Source organism: Beutenbergia cavernae DSM 12333 (genome assembly GCF_000023105.1).
GTDB classification, from domain to species: Bacteria; Actinomycetota; Actinomycetes; order Actinomycetales; family Beutenbergiaceae; genus Beutenbergia; species Beutenbergia cavernae.
In genome coordinates this window covers 2311299-2326346 of the sequence record NC_012669.1, presented here as the reverse complement: position 1 = coordinate 2326346, position 15048 = coordinate 2311299, and the positions used below count along the sequence as shown (strand labels likewise).

Here is a 15048-nt window from a genome sequence, read left to right as displayed (position 1 = left end):
TCCTGACGTCTGGTGCCGACGCCGCGAGGGCGCCGTCCACAGCGCCCGTCAGACGGCGTCGAGCAAGGCCTGCGTGCGGTCGGTGCGCTCCCACGTGAGCTCGGGGAGCTCGCGGCCGAAGTGCCCGTAGTTCGACGTGAGCGAGTAGATCGGACGCAGCAGGTCGAGGTCGTGGATGATCGCCGCGGGCCGCAGGTCGAACACCGTGCGGATCGCCCGCGAGATGGCGTCGGCGCTCACGCCGTCGGCCTCGGTGCCGAACGTCTCCACGTAGACGCCGACGGGGTGCGCCCGCCCGATCGCGTACGCCACCTGCACCTCGCACCGGCGGGCGAGCCCGGCCGCCACGACGTTCTTGGCGACCCAGCGCATCGCGTACGCGCCGGAGCGGTCGACCTTCGAGGGGTCCTTCCCGGAGAACGCGCCGCCGCCGTGCCGGGCCATCCCGCCGTACGTGTCGACGATGATCTTCCGCCCCGTGAGCCCGGCGTCGCCCATGGGCCCACCGAGCGTGAACGCGCCCGTGGGGTTCACGAGCAGCTCGACGTCGCCCGTGTCGAGCCCGTCGGCTGCTCCCTCGAGCACCGGGGCGAGCACGTGGGTGCGCAGCGCCTCCTCCAGGTCGCGCTCCTCGAAGTCCGGGTCGTGCTGGGCGGAGAGCACCACCGTCTCGAGACGCACCGGGACGTCGCCGTCGTAGCCGATCGTGACCTGGGTCTTCCCGTCGGGCCGCAGGCCCTCGACGACGCGCTGCTTGCGCACGTGGGAGAGCCGCTCGGAGAGCCGGTGCGCGAGCGCGATCGGCGTCGGCATGAGGGTCGGCGTCTCGTCGGTGGCGTAGCCGAACATCAGGCCCTGGTCGCCGGCGCCCTGCGCGTCGTACGCGTCGTGCCCGGTGTCGTCGTGCCGCAGCTCCCACGACTTGTCGAGCCCCTGGGAGATCTCGGGCGACTGCTGACCGATCGACAGCGAGACCCCGCACGAGGCGCCGTCGAACCCCACGGTCGACGACGAGTAGCCGATGCCCAGGATCACGTCGCGCACGAGCCGCGGGATCTCGACGTACGCCGACGTCGTCACCTCGCCCGCCACGTGCACGAGACCTGTCGTCACGAGCGTCTCGATCGCGACGTGTGCGTCGGGATCGGCGTCGAGCATCGCGTCGAGGATCGTGTCGCTGATGAGGTCGCTCACCTTGTCCGGGTGACCCTCGGTCACGGACTCTGAGGTGAAGCTGCGAAGGCTGCGCGCGCCGGCGTCGGTGGGGCTCACGGCGCGAGCGTATCGCTCGCCGCCCCGCCCGTGGGAGCAGTCGCGCCGGTGTCCACGCCGGTGATCCGGGCGGCCACCAGGTCGACGAGACCGCGAGCCACGTCCGCCTTGCTCCCACCCGCGCGTCCGACCTCGTCACCCGCGGCGTCGAGGACGACGACGGCGTTCGGCACGTCCCCGAACCCCTGGTCGGTGCCGACGGCGTTCACGGCCAGCAGGTCGGCACCCTTGCGGCGGGCCTTGGCCCGGCCGTGGTCGAGGACGCTGCCGGCGTCGTCGCCGGTCTCGGCCGCGAAGCCGACGATCACCTGACCCGGGTGGCGCGCGGCGACCAGCCCCGCCAGCACGTCCGGGTTCGTGACGAGCTCGATCGTCGGGGGCGCGACACCGTCGGCCTTCTTCACCTTCGCGGGCGCGGTGGTGGAGGGCCGGAAGTCGGCGACGGCAGCGGACATGACGACGACGTCGGCGTCGCCCGCGGCGTCGCGCATCGCCTGCTCGAGCTCGAGAGCTGTGGTGACCGGCACGACGGCGACGCCGGGCGGGATGCCGATCTCGACGTTCGCGGCGACGAGCGTGACGTCGGCACCGCGCCGGGCCAGCTCGGCCGCCACGGCGACGCCCTGGCGCCCGGTGCCGCGGTTGCCGAGGAAGCGCACGGGGTCGACGGGCTCGCGGGTTCCGCCGGCGCTGACGACGGCGCGCACACCGGCGAGGTCGGTGGGGGTCAGCAGCGCGAGGGCGGCGGCGACGATCGCTTCCGGCTCGGGCAGTCGGCCCGGTCCGGAGTCGGCGCCGGCGAGGCGCCCGTCGTCGGGGTCCAGGACGGCGACGCCGCGCTCCCGGAGGGTGGCGACGTTGGCCCGCGTCGCGGCGTGGAGCCACATCTCGGTGTGCATCGCCGGGGCGACGAGCACCGGGCAGGTCACGGTGAGCAGGGTCGCCGTCAGCAGGTCGTCCGCGTGACCGTGCGCTGCGCGGGCGAGCAGGTCGGCGGTGGCCGGGGCGACGACGACGAGGTCGGCGGACCGCCCGAGGGCGACGTGCTCGACCTGGGCGGCTCCGGTGAACACGTCCGTGTGGACGGCGTGCCCGGCGAGCGACTCCCAGGTCGGGGCGCCGACGAAACGCAGGGCGGACGGGGTCGGCACGACGTGGACGTCGTGCCCGGCCTCGCTGAGGAGGCGCAGGACGGCGACAGCCTTGTAGGCGGCGATGCCGCCCCCGACGCCGAGCACGATCCGGCGACCCTGGCGCGCCACGGGTGGACTCAGTCCTCGGTGCTCTCGGTGGCCTCGACCGTGAGCAGGCCCTTGTTGATCTCGCGCATCGCGATGGAGAGGGGCTTCTCCTGGTTACGGGTCTCGACGAGCGGGCCGACGTACTCGAGCAGGCCCTCGTTCAGCTGCGCGTAGTACGCGTTGATCTGACGCGCGCGCTTCGCGGCGTAGATCACGAGCGCGTACTTCGAGTCGGCAGCGGTGAGCAGCTCGTCGATGGGCGGATCGGTGATGCCCTCGGGGGCAGCGACGGTTCCAGACATGGGACACCCTTCGGATCTGGGGTGGGATCAGGACGTAGTCTACCGGGCCGGGAGCCCCATGAGCGCGATCAGCGCATCGGCGGCACCATGCACGTCGTCGTTGACGATCACGTGGTCGAACTCGGGCTCCGCGGCGAGCTCCACGCGCGCCGTCGCGAGCCGCCGTTCGCGCTCCGCCTCGCCCTCGGTCCCGCGCCCGACGAGGCGCCGCACGAGCTCCTCCCAGCTCGGCGGGGCGAGGAACACGAACCGCGCCGTCGGCATGGTCTCCCGGACCTGCCGCGCACCCTGCAGGTCGATCTCGAGGAGCGACGGCACCCCGGCGGCGAGATGCACCTCGACGTCGCGGCGCGGGGTCCCGTACCGGTGCCGGCCGTGCACGACGGCCCACTCGAGGAGATCGCCCTGGGCGACCATCGTGTCGAACTCGTCCTCCGTGACGAAGTGGTAGTGGACGCCGTCGACCTCGCCGGGCCGAGCGGGCCGCGTGGTCGCCGAGACCGAGAGCCACACCTCGGGATAGCGCTCGCGGATGTCGGCGGAGACGGTGCCCTTGCCCACGGCGGTGGGTCCGGCGAGCACGGTGAGTCGGACGTCGCCCTGCGGGGGCTGAGGCGAGGCGGTAATCGGGCGTCCTTCCGGGTCGGCGCGCGACTCAGCCGAATCGTTCGACGAGAGCGGCCGCCTGGTGCGGCCCGAGACCACGGACCCGTCTGGACTCGGAGATCCCGACCTCGGACATGATCTGGCGCGCGGTCACCTTACCGACCCCCGGCAGGGACTCCAGCAGCGCGACGACCTTGAGCTTCCCGATCGCCTCGTTCGCCTTGCCGGCCTCGATCACCTCGGAGAGGGAGCCGCGGGAGTACTTGAGCCGGTTCTTGACCTCGGCGCGGACCGCCCTCGCCTCCGCCGCCTTCGCGAGGGCCGCGGCTCGCTGCTCGGGGGTCAGCTCAGGAAGTGCCACGGTCGTCTCCTCGGTCGTGCGCGGTGGGATGTACGGCAACCTAGCGATCCCCTGGGGGTGCGGCAATCCGCACCGGCCGCCCGGGGCGGGTCAGCCGGCGAGCCGGGCGCGCAGAGCGGCCAGCAGCGCGTCGTCGACGCCGAGGGCGCGCCGATACCCGTCGAACCCGCCGTGGACGGCGTCGACCTCCTCCCAGGCGGCGTGGAGGTAGCGCAGGCTCACCCGCCGGAGCGGCTGCAGGTAGGCAGGGTCGAGACCGTCCGCGGAGATCCCGATCCGGTGCTGGTCCGCTGCCCGGTTCGAGTAGAGGAAGTCGGCCTCGACGCGATCCGTCGGCACGCCCACGAGTCGCTGGGCCGTCGAGACGAGCAGCCCGGTGCGGTCCTTCCCAGCCGCGCAGTGCACGAGCACCGGGCCCGGCGACGTGGCGACGAGCTGGAGGGCGGTGCCGAGCGCCTCGGTCGAGGCGGGGTCCGTGACGATCGCTCGGTACGTGTCCTCCATGAACTGGGCGGCCCCCTGGCCCGGGTCGCCCTGCGTGAGCATCGCGCGCAGCGCCGCGAGGTAGCCGTCGCCCGACGGCGCACCGCCGTGGTGCTCCGCCGCAACCACGGCGCCCGGCACCTGCGCGCCGGCAGTGACCGGCAGCGCGTGCACGGTGACGTCGCCGCCGGCGGTGTCGACGCCGTCGCGCTCCACCTCGACCGGGCTGCGCAGGTCCACCACCGTCCGCACGCCGAGCTCGGCGAGCCGGGCACGCCCCGCGTCGGTGAGCTCGCTCAGCGTGGCCGACCGCCAGAGCACACCCGCCCGCGTTCCCGTGAGGGTCGCGGAGTCGCGGGCGTTCCAGCTGCCGGGCAGGTCGACGGCGACCTGGGACGTCGCGGGGATCGAGTCGGTCACGCCAGCCAACCTATGCGATGTCCCCGCTAGGCGGCGGTGACGTCCGCCAGCGCGCTGTCGGCCGCCGCGCGGAGCCCCGCCGCGTCGGGCCCGGCGGCGAGCACCTCGCGGGAGGTCGACGGCAGCACGGCGCCCCACGCGTCGCCGAACAGGGCGCGCAGCTGCGCTCCGCGGGCGCCCTGGGCGCCGTAGCCAGGGGCGAGGAGCGGACCCCGGACGTCGGCGAGGTCGACGTCGTCCGGGAGGTCGGGGACCGTCGCCCCGACGACGAGGCCGACGCTGCCGAGCGGGGCGCCGTCGGCCACCTCGGCAGCGTTGAGCCGGGCAGCGGCCCGGGCCATGGACGCCGCCACGGTGGTGCCGTCGGCCTGGGCACGCTGCACGGTTCCCCCCTCCGGGTTGGAGGTGAGCGCGAGGACGAAGACCCCGCGTCCGCTCTCGAGCGCCGTCTCGACCGCCGGGGCGAGCGAGGCGAACCCCAGGTACGGCGAGATGGTCACGGCGTCGCCCGCGAGCGGCGAGCCGTCGGCGAGGTACGCGTCGGCGTAGGCCCGCATCGTCGAGTCGATGTCGCCGCGCTTGGCGTCCACGAGCGTGAGGGTGTCGGCCGCGCGAGCCGCGGCGATCGTCTCCTCGAGCGCCGCGACACCGGCGGAGCCGTGCCGCTCGTAGAACGCGGACTGCGGCTTGAACACGGCCACCCGCCCGCCGAGCGCCTCCACGACACGCAGCGAGAACTCCCGCACGCCCGCGGCGTCGTCGGCGAGGCCCCAGGCGCGCAGCAGCGGTGGGTGCGGGTCGATCCCCACGCACAGGCGGCCGCGTGCGTCGATCGCCGCGTGCAGACGCTCGCCGAACGGCTTCCGTCGTGTCATGCGTGGACTCCTTCGGTCTCCCGGGCCGCGCGGGCGGCGTCGTGCTCCTGGAGGGAGGCGACGGCGAAGGGTCCCCGCCGGATCGCCTCGATGCCGAGCACCGCCGCAGCGAACTGCTGCGTGGTGGTGACGATGGGCTTGTCGGCGGCCGTCGTGGCGGTGCGGATGTCGTAGCCGTCCGCGCGCGCCCCCTGCCCGTTGGGCGTGTTGACCACCATGTCGATCTCACCGGCGGTGATGAGGTCCACGACCGTCAGCTCGCCGTCCGGTCCCCTGCCGTCGGACGCCTTGCGCACGACGCGCGAGTCGATCCCGTACCGGCGGAGCACGTCGGCCGTGCCGGTGGTCGCGAGGATCTCGAACCCGAGCTCGACCAGCCGCGCGACCGGGAACACGATCGAGCGCTTGTCGCGGTCCGCGACCGAGACGAAGACGCGGCCGGACGTCGGCAGGCCGCCGTACGCGGCGGCCTGGGACTTCGCGAACGCGGCCGGCACGTCGACGTCGTACCCCATGACCTCGCCCGTCGACCGCATCTCCGGGCCGAGGACCGTGTCCACGACCGTCCCGGCGCGGGTGCGGAACCGCTTGAACGGCAGGACCGCTTCCTTGACGGCCACCGGCGACGACGGGTGGGCGTACGTCCCGTCGACGGCGGGGAGGTGTCCCGAGGCGCGCAGGTCGGCGATCGTCGCCCCCGCCATGAGCAGCGACGCGGCCTTGGCGAGCGGCACCCCCGTGGCCTTGGCGACGAACGGCACGGTGCGCGACGCCCGCGGGTTCGCCTCGAGGACGTAGAGGACGTCGGACGAGAGCGCGAACTGGACGTTGAGCAGGCCCCGGACGCCGACGCCGCGCGCGATGGCCTCGGTCGACGTGCGGATGCGCTCGATCTCGCGGCGCGAGAGCGTCACCGGCGGGAGGACGCACGCCGAGTCGCCGGAGTGGATCCCGGCTTCCTCGATGTGCTCCATGACGCCGCCGAGGAACAGCTCGTGACCGTCGTACAGCGCGTCGACGTCGATCTCGATCGCCTCGTCGAGGAACCGGTCGATGAGCACGGGCGACGCGAACACCGGGGCGTCCGCCGGCCCGTCCGTCGGGGTGGCGCGCCGGACGTAGTCGGTGAGCTGCTCGACGTCGTAGACGATCTCCATCCCACGCCCGCCGAGCACGTACGACGGCCGCACGAGGACCGGGTAGCCGATGCGGTCGGCGACGGCGCGTGCCTGCGCGAGCGAGGTGGCGGTGCCGAACGCCGGCGCGGGCAGCCCCGCCGCGACGAGGACCTCTCCGAAGACCCCGCGGTCCTCCGCGGCGTCGATCGCCTCCGGTGGCGTGCCCCAGATCGGCAGGCCGGCGTCGGCGAGGCGCGTGGCGAGCGACAGCGGGGTCTGGCCGCCGAGCTGGACGATGATGCCGGCCACCGGGCCCACCGCGAGCTCGGCGTGGTAGACCTCGAGCACGTCCTCGAACGTCAGCGGCTCGAAGTACAGCCGGTCCGCCGTGTCGTAGTCGGTGGAGACGGTCTCGGGGTTGCAGTTGACCATGACCGTCTCGTACTCGCCCTTGAGCGCGAGGGCGGCGTGCACGCACGAGTAGTCGAACTCGATGCCCTGCCCGATGCGGTTCGGTCCCGAGCCCAGGATGAGGACGGCGGGACGGTCCCGCGGCTGCACCTCCGTCTCGGCGTCGTAGCTCGAGTAGTGGTACGGCGTGCGTGCCTCGAACTCCGCGGCGCACGTGTCGACGGTCTTGTACACCGGGCGCAGGCCGTACGCGTGCCGGATCTCCCGGACCGTGGCCTCGCCCAGGTCGCGGATCTCGGCGACCTGCGCGTCGGAGAAGCCGTGCCGCTTCGCCAGGGCCAGCACGCCGGCGTCGAGCGCGTCGACGGCAGCGAGCCGGCCCGCGACCTCCTCGAGGAGGAACAGCTGGTCGAGGAACCACGGGTCGATCGCCGTGGCCTCGAACAGCTCCTCGAGCGTCGCGCCGCCCCTGATCGCCTGCTGCACCTGGACGAGGCGCCCCTCCGTGGGCGTGCGCGCGGCGTCCACCAACGCCGCCGTCCGCTCCGGGTCAGGTGCCTGGCCGCGCCAGTGGAACGTCGAGCCCGCCTTGTCGATCGAGCGCATCGCCTTCTGCAGGGCCTCGGTGAAGTTGCGCCCGAGAGCCATGGCCTCGCCGACGGACTTCATCGTCGTCGTGAGCAGCGGGTCCGCGGCCGGGAACTTCTCGAACGCGAACCGCGGCACCTTCACGACGACGTAGTCGAGCGTCGGCTCGAACGACGCGGGCGTGGAGCCCGTGATGTCGTTCGGGATCTCGTCGAGCGTGTACCCGACGGCGAGCCGCGCCGCGATCTTCGCGATCGGGAAGCCCGTGGCCTTCGACGCGAGCGCCGAGGAGCGCGACACGCGCGGGTTCATCTCGATGACGACGACGCGACCCGTGTCCGGGTGCACGGCGAACTGGATGTTGCAGCCGCCCGTGTCGACGCCGACCTCGCGGATGACGGCGATGCCGACGTCGCGCAGCCGCTGGTACTCGCGGTCCGTGAGCGTGAGCGCCGGGGCGACGGTGATCGAGTCGCCCGTGTGCACGCCGACCGGGTCGACGTTCTCGATGGAGCACACGACGACGACGTTGTCGTTCCGGTCGCGCATGAGCTCCAGCTCGTACTCCTTCCAGCCGAGGATCGACTCCTCGAGGAGCACCTCGGTGGTCGGTGAGTAGTGGAGCCCGGCGCCGGCGATGCGACGCAGGTCGGCCTCGTCGTACGCGATGCCGGACCCGAGGCCGCCCATCGTGAAGGACGGCCGGACGACGAGCGGGTACCCGAGGTCACGGGCGGCCTCGAGCACCTCCTCGATCGTGTGCGCGATGTGCGAGCGGGCCGACTCGGCCCCGCACCGCTCGACGACGCCCTTGAACTGGTCCCGGTCCTCGGCGAGGTGGATGGCCTCGATGTTGGCACCGATGAGCTCGACGTCGTACTCGGCCAGGACGCCCGCCTCGTGCAACGCGATGGCCGTGTTGAGGGCGGTCTGCCCGCCGAGCGTCGGGAGCAGCGCGTCGGGCCGCTCCTTCGCGATGATCGACGCCACGACCTCCGGCGTGATCGGCTCGACGTACGTGGCGTCGGCGAACTCGGGGTCCGTCATGATCGTGGCCGGGTTCGAGTTCACGAGGATGACCCGGAGGCCCTCCTCGCGGAGCACCCGGCACGCCTGGGTGCCGGAGTAGTCGAACTCGGCGGCCTGCCCGATGACGATCGGTCCCGACCCGATGACGAGCACGCTCGTCAGATCTGTGCGGCGCGGCATCAGGCCCGCCCCTCCTCGTGTGTGGGCTGCTGGGGCGCAGCGTCGCGGTGCTCCTGGATCAGGTCGACGAACCGGTCGAACAGGTACGCGGCGTCGTGCGGTCCCGCCGCGGCCTCGGGGTGGTACTGCACCGAGAAGGCCGGGACGTCGAGGCAGGCGAGCCCTTCGACCACGTCGTCGTTGAGGCCGACGTGCGAGACGATCACCCGGCCGTAGCGGCCGCCGTCGAAGGGCGCTGTCGCGGGGCGTCCGATCGGGGCGTCGACGGCGAAGCCGTGGTTCTGGGACGTGATCTCGACCTTGCCCGTGCGGACGTCCTTCACCGGCTGGTTGATCCCGCGGTGCCCGAACGTCAGCTTGTACGTCCCGAAGCCGAGCGCCCGGCCGAGGATCTGGTTGCCGAAGCAGATGCCGAAGAACGGTGTGCGCCGGTCGAGCACCTCGCGCAGCAGCGCGACCTCGTCCTCCATGGCGTCGGGGTCGCCGGGTCCGTTGCTGAAGAACACGCCGTCCGGTGAGTACGCCGCGAGCTCGTCGATCGACAGTCCCGTGGGGACGACGTGCACCCGCAGCCCGCGCTCGGCGAGCCGCGTGGGCGTCATCGACTTGATGCCGAGGTCGACGGCGACGACGGTCCCGATCGGCTCGTCCCACTCCCCGATCGGCTCGATCGTGTACGGCTCCGCAGCCGTGACCTCCTTCGCGAGGTTGGCGCCGGCCATCGCGGGTGCCGAGCGGACCCGCTCCACCAGCTCCGCCTCGCCGAGCGGGCCGGGCAGGGCCGGATACGCCTCGCCCGAGAAGATCCCGGCGCGCATGACGCCGGCGTCGCGCAGGTGACGGGTGAGGGCTCGCGTGTCGATCTCGGCGATCGACACGATCCCCTGCTCCCCGAGCTCGGCGCCGAGGTCGCGACGAGACCGCCAGTTCGAGGACCGTCGTGCAGGGTCCCGGACGACGAACCCGGCCACCCAGATGCGCCGGGACTCGGGGTCCTCGTCGTTGACCCCGGTGTTCCCGATGTGCGGCGCGGTCATCACCACGATCTGGCGGTGGTAGCTCGGATCGGTGAGCGTCTCCTGGTACCCGGTCATCCCGGTCGAGAAGACGATCTCACCGACGCTGGCACCTCGGGCGCCCCAGGCCCGTCCGCGGAACACTGTGCCGTCCTCGAGCACGAGCAGCGCGGGGTCCGGATGGGTCGATGCGGCGTTCACTCGCTGTCCTCGTTCGTCGGGGTGGAAGGCACGGGCGCCGACGGCGTCGCGGAGTGCCCGGCGGTCGTGCCCAGCAGGGTCTCGGTGGCGCGCACGAGCGCGTCCCGGTCGGCGGCGCGCCGCGGCTTCACACCCGTGTCGAGCGTCTGCTCGCCGAGCCGCCACGTGAGCACGACCAGGCCGCCGCGCCCGACGACCTTCCCGGCGATCCCGGCGTCGCGGCGCACGGCCAGGAGGTCGGCCGCGGGGACGAAGACGTCGCGGGCGCCCGTCCTGCTCAGCAGGACGCCGTCGGGCCGGACGGTGACGACGACCGGCGACCGGATCCCGAGGTCCTGCGCCGCCACGCGGTCGAGCCAGTCGCCCGCTCGGGTCGAGGACACGTACACGCCCTCGACGCCGGCGAGGAGCGGCGTGACGCCGTCGGGCGCCGGAGCGGCCGGGACGTCCGGCAGACCCGCGCCGGTGCGCCGGGCGCGGCGCTGCCAGCCCCACCACATCGCGGCGAGCAGGGCCACCGCGAGCAGGGCCAGGAGGATCGTGGCGACGGGGTAGGTCATGCGTCCTCCGGCTTCCCGTCGCGCACGACGGCGCGGCCCCGCAGGAACGTCCAGAGCACGGCTCCCGGCAGCTCGCGTCCGGCGAACGGCGTGTTGCGGCTCGCGCTCAGGTGCGCGGCACCGTCGACGACGGTGCGCGCGGACGGGTCGACGAGCGTGACGTTCGCGGGCTCACCGACGGCGAGGGGGCGGCCGTGGTCGGCGACCCGCCCGATGACCGCGGGTGTCACGGACAGGACGCGGGCGACGTCCGCCCAGCCGAACGGGCCGTCGTCGACCATCGTGGCCTGCACCACGGACAGCGCCGTCTCCAGGCCCGTCATGCCGAACGCCGCGGCGGACCACTCGCAGTCCTTGTCCTCGACGGCGTGCGGGGCGTGGTCGGTCGCGACGACGTCGATCGTCCCGTCGGCCAGACCGGCCCGGACGGCGGCGACGTCCTCCGACGTCCGCAGCGGCGGGTTGACCTTGAAGCTCGGGTCGTACGTGCGCGCGAGCTCGTCCGTGAGCAGCAGGTGGTGCGGCGTGACCTCGGCCGTGACGTCGATCCCGCGCGACTTCGCCCAGCGGACGATCTCCACGGAGCCGGCCGTCGAGAGGTGGCAGATGTGGATGCGGGCACCCACGTGCTCGGCCAGCAGGACGTCGCGCGCGATGATCGCCTCCTCGGCCACCGCCGGCCAGCCCGTGAGCCCGACCTCGGCCGACACGACGCCCTCGTGCATCTGTGCGCCCTCGGTGAGGCGCGGCTCCTGCGCGTGCTGGGCGACGACGCCGTCGAACGCCTTCGTGTACTCGAGCGCCCGGCGCATGAGGACCGGGTCGGCCACGCACTTCCCGTCGTCGGAGAACACCCGCACGCGCGCGGCGGAGTGCGCCATCGCGCCGAGCTCGGCGAGCCGCTCCCCCGCGAGGCCGACCGTGACAGCGCCGACCGGGCGCACGTCCACCCACCCGGCGTCGCGCCCGAGCCGCCACACCTGCTCGACGACGCCCGCGGTGTCGGCCACCGGCTGGGTGTTCGCCATCGCGTGCACGGCGGTGAACCCGCCGACGGCGGCGGCCCGGGTGCCGCTGAACACGGTCTCCGTGTCCTCGCGGCCGGGTTCGCGCAGGTGGGTGTGGAGGTCGACGAGGCCGGGCAGGGCCACGAGCCCGTCGGCGTCGATCCGGACGACGTCGGACGGCGCCTCACGGGCCGCGTCGGGTCCCGTCGCGAGGATCCGACCGTCGCCCAGCAGGAGGTCGGTCGCTTCGCCGCCGAGCGGGGCCGCGCCCCGCACGAGGTACGTCATGGAGTGGTGCCTCCCTCCGGGCCGGAGCCCGGGCTGGTGGTCGAGTCGCCGTCGGGGCCGCCCGCGAGCAGCGTGTACAGGACGGCCATCCGCACGGAGACGCCGTTCGTGACCTGCTCGACGACAGTCGAGCGGGCGGAGTCCGCCGCGTCGGCCGAGATCTCGAGCCCTCGGTTCATCGGTCCGGGATGCATGACGAGCGCGTGTTTCCCGAGCCTGGACACGCGGGCGGCGTCGAGCCCGTAGGCCCGCGCGTACTCGCGCTCGGACGGGAAGAACCCGGAGCTCATCCGCTCCCGCTGGACGCGCAGCATCATGACGGCGTCGGGTCCGGCGTCGATCGCGGCGTCGAGGTCGTAGCCCACCTCGCACGGCCAGCTCTCGACGCCGACCGGCAGCAGCGTCGGCGGGGCGACGAGCGTCACGCGGGCGCCGAGCGTGCTGAGCAGGTCGACGTTCGAGCGGGCGACGCGGGAGTGCAGGACGTCGCCGACGACGACGACGTGCCGCCCGGCGAGATCGGTCCCGATGGGCCCGTCGGGACCGGCGAGGCGACGGCGCAGCGTGAACGCGTCGAGCAGGGCCTGCGTCGGGTGCTGGTGGGTGCCGTCGCCGGCGTTGATGACCGGGGCGGCGATCCAGCCTGCGTGCGCGAGCCGGTGCGGCGCGCCCGAGGCCCAGTGGCGGACGACGACGGCGTCCGCCCCCATCGCCTGCAGCGTCTGCGCCGTGTCCTTGAGCGACTCCCCCTTGGAGACGCTGGACCCCTTCGCGGAGAAGTTGATGACGTCCGCCGAGAGCCGCTTCGCGGCCGCCTCGAACGAGATCCGGGTCCGCGTGGAGTCCTCGAAGAACAGGTTGACCACGGTGAGGCCGCGCAGCGGGGGCAGCTTCTTGATGGCTCTCGACTGCGTGTCGGCCATCGTCTCCGCGGTGTCGAGCAGGGCGACGGCCTCGTCGCGCCCGAGGTCCGCGGCGGACAGCAGGTGCCTCATCGACCCTCCCCCTCGGCCGGCACGATCGTCACGGCATCCGCGTCGTCGAGCTCGCGCAGGCGCACCGTGACCCGTTCGGCGTGCGCGGTGGGCAGGTTCTTGCCCACGTAGTCCGCGCGGATCGGCAGCTCGCGGTGCCCCCGGTCGACGAGGACGGCGAGCTGCACCGCGCGCGGGCGGCCGAGATCGGAGAGGGCGTCGAGCGCGGCCCGCACGGTCCGGCCCGAGAACAGCACGTCGTCGACGAGCACCACGACCTTGTCGTCGATGCCGCCGGCCGGGAGCCGGGTCGGCTCGAGGGCGCGCGTCGGCTGCCGCCGCAGGTCGTCGCGGTGCATGGTGATGTCGACGGTGCCGACGAGATCAGCGCTCGGCAGCGCCCCGCCGTCGGCGGCCGCGACGCGCTCGCCCAGGCGACGGGCGAGGAACACGCCGCGCGTCGGGATGCCGAGCAGCACGACGTCGTCAGCGCCCTTGTTGCGCTCGAGGATCTCGTGCGCGATGCGGGTCAGTGCCCGCGCGATGTCGTCCTCCGCGAGCACGACAGTGCCCGTGGAGGACCGTCCGGAATTCATCCCGGCTCCTCCTTCCCCGCCTCTCGGGACGGGCTTAAAGGTGGTTGGTCCAACCTCAGCCTAGCCGCCCGCGGCGGCCTCCTCGTCCCGCAGCACCGGCGCGAGCCGCAGCAGCTGCCCGAGGAGGCCGTTGACGAACGTCGGCGAGTCGTCGGTCGAGAGCTCGGCAGCGAGGGCCACCGCTTCGTCGACGGCGACGGCGTCGGGCACGTCGTCGTTGAACAGCAGCTCCCACACCCCGATGCGCAGGATCGCGCGGTCGACCGCCGGCATCCGCTCGAGGCTCCACCCCTGGGCGTACGTCTCGAGGAGCTCGTCGATCCGTGCCTGGTGCGCCGCGACGCCCTCGACGATCTCGACCGTGTACTCCCGCATGGGCGCCTCGCCGTGCGGCGTCGCGATCCGCTCGGCGAGCAGGGCGACGGCGTCACCGCTGGCGGGAGCGCCGCCGGACACCGCCTTCTGGTCGGCCTCGTAGAGGAGGTCGAGCGCCCGTTTGCGCGCCTTCCTGCGAGCTGCCACGGGTCAGTTCACGCGGCCGAGGTAGTCACCCGAGCGCGTGTCGACCTTGACCTTGGTGCCGATCTCGAGGAAGAGCGGGACCTGGATCTGGTAGCCCGTCTCGACGGTCGCCGCCTTCGTGCCCGCGGAGGAGCGGTCGCCCTGCAGCCCGGGCTCGGTGTAGGTGATCTCGAGCACGACGGACGTCGGGAGCTCCACGTAGAGCGGGTTGCCCTCGTGCAGCGCGACGATGACCTCGGTGTTCTCGAGCATGAAGTTCGCCGCGTCGCCCACGATCTGGGGGCCGACGTGGAACTGCTCGTAGTCCGAGCTGTCCATGAAGACGAAGTCGTCGCCGTCCTTGTACAGGTACTGCATGTCGCGCTTGTCGACCGTCGCGGTGTCCACCTTGATACCCGCGTTGAACGTCTTGTCGACGGTCTTCCCGGACAGCACGTGCTTGAGCTTGGTGCGGACGAACGCCGGGCCCTTGCCGGGCTTGACGTGCTGGAACTCGACTACTGTCCAGAGCTGGCCGTCGAGGTCGAGCACGAGGCCGTTCTTGAGGTCGTTGGTGGAGGCCACGGAAGTCTCTCTGTTCGGGTGCGCAAACTCCCCTAGTTTAGCGGCAGCCTGGCCAGCGCCCCGATCGCCGCCGCCCAGCACAGCGAGGCGAGGGTGCCGATGATGAAGCGCTCCGACACGGCGTCGCTGACGCCGGGCTGCTCGCCCTCCCGCGCTCGCAGCTCGGGGAAGCGACCGAGGCCCTTGACGGCGACGACGACGGCGATCCCCTCGGGGTGACCGAGCAGGATCGAGCCGGTCACCGCGAGGCGCTCGAGGATGCCGATGACGAGGCCACCGCGCAGCACCTCGCCGGCGCGCAGCGCGGCGGCCTTCTTGGCGCCGGTGCCCTCGGACAGGCGCAGCACCCACGTCGCGAGCGGGGAGCCGACGACGCACGAGAGGGCGAGGGCGGCCACGACGACGCCGATGGTCAGGAGCATGGGCCCGATCCT

General features: G+C 73.1%; 16 protein-coding genes. All 16 read right to left on the bottom strand.

The window, feature by feature from the left end; all coding sequences use genetic code 11:
- Positions 1-48: 48 nt before the first annotated feature.
- Positions 49-1272, bottom strand: coding sequence for a methionine adenosyltransferase (gene metK, locus BCAV_RS10325; RefSeq protein ID WP_015882540.1), 1224 nt, complete (start codon positions 1270-1272; stop codon positions 49-51).
- The gene (coaBC, locus tag BCAV_RS10320) at positions 1269-2534 is read right to left on the bottom strand and encodes a bifunctional phosphopantothenoylcysteine decarboxylase/phosphopantothenate--cysteine ligase CoaBC (RefSeq protein WP_015882539.1); all 1266 of its coding nucleotides are present in this window, start codon (positions 2532-2534) and stop codon (positions 1269-1271) included. Before coaBC ends, metK begins: the two co-directional genes overlap by 4 nt.
- Positions 2535-2542: 8 nt before the next feature.
- Positions 2543-2815 carry a DNA-directed RNA polymerase subunit omega gene (rpoZ, locus tag BCAV_RS10315; protein ID WP_015882538.1) on the bottom strand — a complete coding sequence of 91 codons (273 nt, stop codon included), beginning with the start codon at positions 2813-2815 and terminating at the stop codon, positions 2543-2545.
- Between the two features lie 39 nt (positions 2816-2854).
- Positions 2855-3397 carry a guanylate kinase gene (gene gmk, locus BCAV_RS10310; RefSeq protein WP_015882537.1) on the bottom strand — a complete coding sequence of 181 codons (543 nt, stop codon included), beginning with the start codon at positions 3395-3397 and terminating at the stop codon, positions 2855-2857.
- A 73-nt stretch (positions 3398-3470) separates the two neighbouring features.
- The gene (gene mihF / locus BCAV_RS10305; protein ID WP_015882536.1) at positions 3471-3782 is read right to left on the bottom strand and encodes an integration host factor, actinobacterial type; all 312 of its coding nucleotides are present in this window, start codon (positions 3780-3782) and stop codon (positions 3471-3473) included.
- Between the two features lie 90 nt (positions 3783-3872).
- Positions 3873-4685: a tyrosine-protein phosphatase gene (locus BCAV_RS10300; protein ID WP_015882535.1), complete on the bottom strand. Its 813-nt coding sequence runs from the start codon at positions 4683-4685 to the stop codon at positions 3873-3875.
- A 26-nt stretch (positions 4686-4711) separates the two neighbouring features.
- Complete coding sequence (gene pyrF, locus BCAV_RS10295) at positions 4712-5560, bottom strand: orotidine-5'-phosphate decarboxylase (RefSeq protein WP_015882534.1); 849 nt, start codon at positions 5558-5560, stop codon at positions 4712-4714.
- Positions 5557-8886 carry a carbamoyl-phosphate synthase large subunit gene (carB, locus tag BCAV_RS10290; protein WP_015882533.1) on the bottom strand — a complete coding sequence of 1110 codons (3330 nt, stop codon included), beginning with the start codon at positions 8884-8886 and terminating at the stop codon, positions 5557-5559. The genes pyrF and carB overlap by 4 nt, the downstream gene beginning before the upstream one ends.
- Positions 8886-10103: a glutamine-hydrolyzing carbamoyl-phosphate synthase small subunit gene (gene carA, locus BCAV_RS10285; protein WP_015882532.1), complete on the bottom strand. Its 1218-nt coding sequence runs from the start codon at positions 10101-10103 to the stop codon at positions 8886-8888. Before carA ends, carB begins: the two co-directional genes overlap by 1 nt.
- Positions 10100-10663, bottom strand: a complete 564-nt coding sequence (locus BCAV_RS10280) for a PH-like domain-containing protein (RefSeq protein ID WP_015882531.1) — start codon at positions 10661-10663, stop codon at positions 10100-10102. The genes carA and BCAV_RS10280 overlap by 4 nt, the downstream gene beginning before the upstream one ends.
- A complete protein-coding gene (locus BCAV_RS10275) occupies positions 10660-11958 on the bottom strand; it encodes a dihydroorotase (RefSeq protein WP_015882530.1) in 1299 nt (432 codons plus the stop codon). Before BCAV_RS10275 ends, BCAV_RS10280 begins: the two co-directional genes overlap by 4 nt.
- Positions 11955-12953, bottom strand: a complete 999-nt coding sequence (locus BCAV_RS10270) for an aspartate carbamoyltransferase catalytic subunit (protein WP_015882529.1) — start codon at positions 12951-12953, stop codon at positions 11955-11957. The genes BCAV_RS10275 and BCAV_RS10270 overlap by 4 nt, the downstream gene beginning before the upstream one ends.
- Positions 12950-13528, bottom strand: a complete 579-nt coding sequence (gene pyrR, locus BCAV_RS10265; RefSeq protein WP_015882528.1) for a bifunctional pyr operon transcriptional regulator/uracil phosphoribosyltransferase PyrR — start codon at positions 13526-13528, stop codon at positions 12950-12952. Before pyrR ends, BCAV_RS10270 begins: the two co-directional genes overlap by 4 nt.
- Positions 13529-13588: 60 nt before the next feature.
- On the bottom strand, positions 13589-14050 hold the full coding sequence (gene nusB, locus BCAV_RS10260; RefSeq protein ID WP_015882527.1) for a transcription antitermination factor NusB: 462 nt from the start codon (positions 14048-14050) through the stop codon (positions 13589-13591).
- A 3-nt stretch (positions 14051-14053) separates the two neighbouring features.
- Positions 14054-14614 (bottom strand): elongation factor P, encoded by a 561-nt coding sequence (gene efp / locus BCAV_RS10255; protein ID WP_015882526.1) that lies wholly within the window; start codon positions 14612-14614, stop codon positions 14054-14056.
- 32 nt (positions 14615-14646) lie between these two features.
- Entirely contained in the window at positions 14647-15036 is a 390-nt protein-coding gene (locus tag BCAV_RS10250) for a hypothetical protein (RefSeq protein WP_015882525.1), read from the bottom strand.
- Between the last annotated feature and the right edge of the window lie 12 nt (positions 15037-15048).